Source organism: Streptomyces sp. NPDC013455, assembly GCF_040632975.1.
In the GTDB taxonomy this organism is placed as follows: domain Bacteria; phylum Actinomycetota; class Actinomycetes; order Streptomycetales; family Streptomycetaceae; genus Streptomyces.
On the sequence record NZ_JBEYCX010000051.1, the window covers coordinates 1 to 5,347 of the forward strand.

Annotated in this window: 1 protein-coding gene and 1 pseudogene; both read right to left on the reverse strand. The window is 74.6% G+C overall.

Annotated features, from left to right (window positions below; translation table 11 throughout):
• Window positions 1-1,865, reverse strand: a pseudogene (locus ABZ576_RS34150) (beta-ketoacyl synthase N-terminal-like domain-containing protein); the annotation flags it as partial.
• Window positions 1,866-1,912: 47 nt separating this feature from the next.
• The coding region (locus ABZ576_RS34155; protein ID WP_360749947.1) for an SDR family NAD(P)-dependent oxidoreductase at window positions 1,913-5,347 on the reverse strand (3,435 nt) is incomplete at its 5' end.

The following is a 5,347-nucleotide window of genomic DNA, read 5'->3' on the forward strand; positions in this document are numbered from 1 at the left end:
AGACCGGCCTGCGTGAACACCGTCTGATCCAGCAGACCCTCACCGGACCCGAAGATCACATCCTTGACCGAATGCTCCACGAAACCCGCCAGCCGAGCGTCCAACGCGGCACACGCCTCGTCCAACGCCTGCGCGAAGACGGGATACCGCTCATACAACTCACGCCCCATACCGACGCGTTGCGAACCCTGACCGGGGAACACGAACACCGTTGTCGCATCGGTGCCCGAGCCCGAGACGAGCGCGGGGGCGGGCTCGCCATCGGCCAGTGCCTTCAGCCCGGTCAGGGCTTCGTCCCGCGATCCGGCGAGGATCACGGCCCGCTCGCCGTGGTGGGCCCGCCGGGAGACCAGTGCTCCGGCGATGGCCGGCAGCGGGGTGCCGGTGTCGGCGACGAAGTCCGCCAGCCGTGCGGCCTGCCCGGCGAGGGCGCCGGTGCTCCGGGCCGAGACCAGCACCGGGAACGGGCCGTCGGCTTCGTCCGCCGGCCCGGCAGCGGGCTCCTCCGGCGCCTCTTCCAGGATGACGTGGGCGTTGGTGCCGCTGACGCCGAACCCGGACACGCCCGCCCGGCGCGGCCGGTCGGTCCGCGGCCAGTCACGGGCCTCCGTGAGCAGTCGTACGGCGCCCGCGTCCCAGTCGACGCGGGGGGACGGTTCGTCGACGTGCAGGGTGGCCGGGAGCACGCCGTGGCGCATGGCCTGGATCATCTTGATCACGCCGGCCACGCCGGCGGCGGCCTGGGTGTGTCCGATGTTGGACTTCAACGAGCCCAGGTAAAGGGGCTCTTGGCGGTCCTGGCCGTAGGTGGCGAGGAGGGCCTGCGCCTCGATCGGGTCGCCGAGGGTGGTGCCGGTGCCGTGGCCCTCGACCGCGTCGACGTCCGCCGGGGTGAGCCCGGCGGCGGCGAGCGCCTTGCGGATCACGCGCTGCTGGGCGGGCCCGTTGGGTGCGGTGAGGCCGTTGGAGGCACCGTCCTGGTTGACCGCTGTGCCGCGTACGACGGCGAGGACCCGGTGCCCCTTGCGCCGCGCCTCCGACAGACGCTCCAGGACGACCACGCCCGCGCCCTCGGCCCAGCCGGTGCCGTCCGCCGCGGACGAGTACGCCTTGCAGCGGCCGTCGGCGGCGAGGCCCCGCTGCCGGGAGAAGTCGATGAACAGGCCGGGCGTCGCCATGACGGTGGCGCCGCCCGCCAGGGCCATCGTGCACTCGCCGCGCCGCAGGGCCTGCACGGCGAGATGGATGGCGACCAGGGAGGACGAGCAGGCGGTGTCGAGGGTGACCGCCGGGCCCTCGAAGCCGAAGACGTAGGAGACGCGGCCGGAGGCCACGCTGGACGCGGCGCCGGTTCCGGTGAAGCCCTCCAGCTCGGGCGGGACGCTGCCGCCGGCGAAGTAGTCGACGCCCATGATGCCGTTGAAGACACCGACGTCGGCGCCCTTGAGGGTCGCCGGGTCGATGCCGGCCCGCTCCATCGCTTCCCAGGAGGTTTCCAGGAGCAGCCGCTGCTGGGGGTCCATGGCGAGGGCCTCGCGCGGCGAGATCCCGAAGAACTCCGCGTCGAACCGGCCGGCCCCGTGCAGGAAGCCGCCCTGGTCGACGTAGGAGGTGCCGGTCTTCTCGGGGTCGGCGTCCAGCAGGGTGTCCAGCTCCCAGCCGCGGTCGTCCGGGAAGCCCGACACTCCGTCGCGGCCCTCGGCGACCAGCTCCCAGAGGTCTTCCGGGGTGTCGACGCCGCCGGGCAGCCGGCAGGCCATGCCCACGATGGCGATCGGCTCGCGCGAGGCGCTCAGCAGCTGCTGGTTCCGCTTCTTCAGCGTGCCGACCTCTTCCAGCGACTTGCGCAGCGCCTCGACAAGCTTCTCGTAGGAAGCACTCACTTCACTGCCCCAATCAGTCGTGTGCCGCGTCAGCTTTCGAGGGATTCGCTGTCGCCGAGCGCGAGGTGTACGAGGTCGTCGACGTCCAGGTCGGCCAAGGCGCCACCGGCGGTGTCCGGTGCGCCGGGTGCGGGTGCGCCGGGTTCCAGGGCGGCCAGTTCGACCAGCGCGTCCAGCAGCCCCGCCTCCCGGAACCGGTCCAGCGGGAGGGCGAGCAGCGCGTGGCGCAGCCGTTCCTCGTCCGCCTCGGCCGCCGGCCGCTGCCGTGCGCCCTCCGGGAGGAGTTCGCCGTGCAGGTGCCGGGCCAGGGCCAGCGGTGTCGGGTAGTCGAAGACCACGGTGGCGGAGAGGTTGACGCCGGTCGCGGCGCGCAGCCGGTTGCGCAGTTCCACGGAGGTGAGGGAGTCGAACCCGGCGTCCTTGAACGCCGTCTCGGCGCCGACGCCGTCCGTTCCGGTGTGGCCGAGCACGCCGGCCACGTGTCCGCGGACGACGTCCAGCAGGGCCGCCTCCTGCCGGTCGCGGTCCAGCCCGGCGAGCCGGCGCCGCAGGCCGTCCCCGCCGTCTCCGGCGGCGGCCCGCGCCGACTGCCGCCCGGCCCGCACCAGTTGGCGGAGCAGGGGCGGCACGCCGGTACCGGCGGCCGCTTCGGCCCGTACGGCCCTGAGGTCCAGTTTGACCGGGACGAGCACCGTGTCGTCGCCGGCCAGGGCCTTGTCGAGGAGGGCCGTGCCCTCCTGCGGGGCGAGCGGCAGGATGCCGCCGCGCCGGCTGCCGCGGGTGCGGGCCGCCGCCTCCGCTCCGGCGGTCATCCCGGTGGTCTGCTCCCACGGGCCCCAGGCCAGGGACAGCGCCGGCAGGCCGGCCGCCCGGCGCCGGGCCATCGCGGCGTCCAGCCAGGCGTTGGCGGCCGCGTAGTTGCCCTGGCCGGCCGAGCCGAACAGTCCCGAGGCGGAGGAGAAGACGGCGAACGTCGTCAGGTCGAGGGTGCGGGTCAGCTCGTCCAAATGCCGTACGGCGGTCACCTTCGGCGCGAAGACGCGGTGCAGGCGCCGCGGGTCGAGCGTGCCGATCACGCCGTCGTCCAGGACACCCGCGGTGTGCAGGACCGCGGTCAGGGGGTGCGCGTCGGGTACGGAGTCCAGCAGGGCCGCCACCGCATCGCGTTCGGCGATGTCGCAGGCGGCCACCCGTACGCTCGTCGCGCCGAGGGCCGTCAGCTCGGCCACCAGTTCCTGTGCGCCCTCGGCGTCCGGGCCGCGCCGGCCGGCCAGTACCAGGTGCCGTACGCCGTGCCGCTCGACGAGGTGCCGGGCCAGCAGGGCGCCCAGCGAGCCGGTGCCGCCGGTGACGAGGACGGTGCCGTCCGGGTTCCAGCGCGCCCGCTCCGGTACGGCGTCCGCGGCGGCGGCCCGTACCAGGCGCGGGACGCGGACGGTCGAACCGCGCACCGCGAGCTGCGGCTCGCCGGCCGCCAGAGCGGTCGTGGCGAGCGCGGCGAGATGTCCGTCGTCGTCTCGTGGGGCGTCGGTGTCGACCAGGACGATCCGCTCGGGATTCTCCGCCTGGGCGGCCCGCACGAGCCCCCACACGGCCGCCCCGGCCGGATCGGTCAGGGTGTCCTCGCCTTCGGCGGGCACCGCGCCCCGGGTCACCACCACGAGCCGGGAGCCGGCGAGCCGCTCGGCGGCCAGCCACGCCTGCAGGACGTCCAGGATCCGGGACGTGCGCTCCAGGGCGTCGTCGTCGGAGCCGTCGGCCGGCAGCAGCAGCACTTCCGGCACGCTGGCCCCGGCGGCCGCGGCGGCGAGATCGGCGGCCGTCGCCACTCGTGCCCAGACTGGCGCCGGGGCCCCCGCGCGGGCGGGTACGGGCAGCTCGGTCCACTCCACGTGGAAGAGGGCGTCCGCGCCGGGCGCACCGGCCGCGGCCTCCAGTTGCTCGGCACTGACCGCACGGAACACCAGGGAGTCGGTCGTCAGCACCGGCTCGCCGGTCTCGTCGGCGGCCTGCACCGAGACCGCGTCCGGCCCGGCCGGCGCGACCCGCACGCGCAGCGCCGACGCCCCCGCCGCGTGCAGCGTCAGCCGGTTCCAGGCGAACGGCAGAACCGTACGCGGTCCGTCACCGGGCTCCGCCGCGCCGGCCGGGGCGACGAACCCGTTGGCGTGCAGCGCCGCGTCGAGCAGCGCAGGGTGGAGTCCGAACCGGGCCGCCTCCTCCCGCTGCCCGTCGGGCAGGGCGACCTCGGCGTACACCTCGTCACCGCGCCGCCATACCGCCCGCAGCCCCTGGAACACCGGGCCGTAGGTGTAGCCCTTCTCGACCAGGCCGGCGTAGAAAGTGTCGACGTCGACGTCGACGTGGTCCGCGCCGGGCGGGGGCCAGGCGGTGAAGTCGAAGGCGGGTGTGTCCCCGGCCGAGCTGGTCAGGGTGCCGGTGGCGTGCCGGGTCCAGGCGACGGTGCCGAGTTCACCGGGCGTGTCCTCCCGCGCCGAGTACACCGACACCGTCCGCAGCCCGTCCTCGTCCGCTCCGCCGACGGCGACCTGGACCCGCACCCCGCCCTGCTCGGGTACGACCAGGGGTGTCTCGATGACGAGTTCGTCCACGACTCCGCAGCGGACCTCGTCGCCGGCCCGGACGGCCAGTTCGATGAGCCCGGTGCCGGGCACCAGGACCACTCCCCCGACGGCGTGGTCGGCCAGCCAGGGGTGGGTGCGCAGGGAGAGCCGGGAGGTGCACAGGATTCCGCCGGTCTCGGGCACCTCCACGACGGCGCCGAGCAGCGGGTGGTCCGCCGTGCTCTGCCCGAGGGCGACGGCGTCGGTGGCGGGGGCCGTCTGCAGCCAGTAGTGCCGGTGGTCGAAGGCGTACGTCGGCAGGTCCACGTGCGCCTCGGTGGCACCCTTGGGGAGGACGGCCGCCCAGTCCACCCTCGTCCCGCGCACGAAGAGCCGCGCCACGGCCGATAGCAGGCTCTGAGCCTCGTCCCGGTCGTCACGCAGGGCCGGAACGGCCACCGCATCCGCGTCGGCCGACTCCGCTATCACACCGGTCAGCGCACCGCCGGGGCCGAGCTCCAGGAACACCGAACCGGCCGAGGCGCTGACGCCCTCCGCGAAACGCACCGGGCGGCGGACATGGTCCACCCAGTAGGCCGGATCGGTCAGCTGTCCCGGCTCGGCGAGCCGCCCCGTCACGTTCGATACGACGGGGATCGCCGGCTCGTTCCAGGTCAGGTCCGACAGGGCCGCGGCGAAGTCCGCCAGCATCGGCTCCATCAACGCCGAGTGGAAAGCGTGCGAGACGGTCAGCCGCTTCACCCGGCGGCCCTGCTCACGCAGCCTCTCCGCCACCGCCACGACAGCCGCCTCATCACCCGACAGCACCACCGAACCCGGCGCGTTCACCGCCGCCAGATCCACACCCCCACCCAGGTGTTCGGCGATCTCCGCCTCACT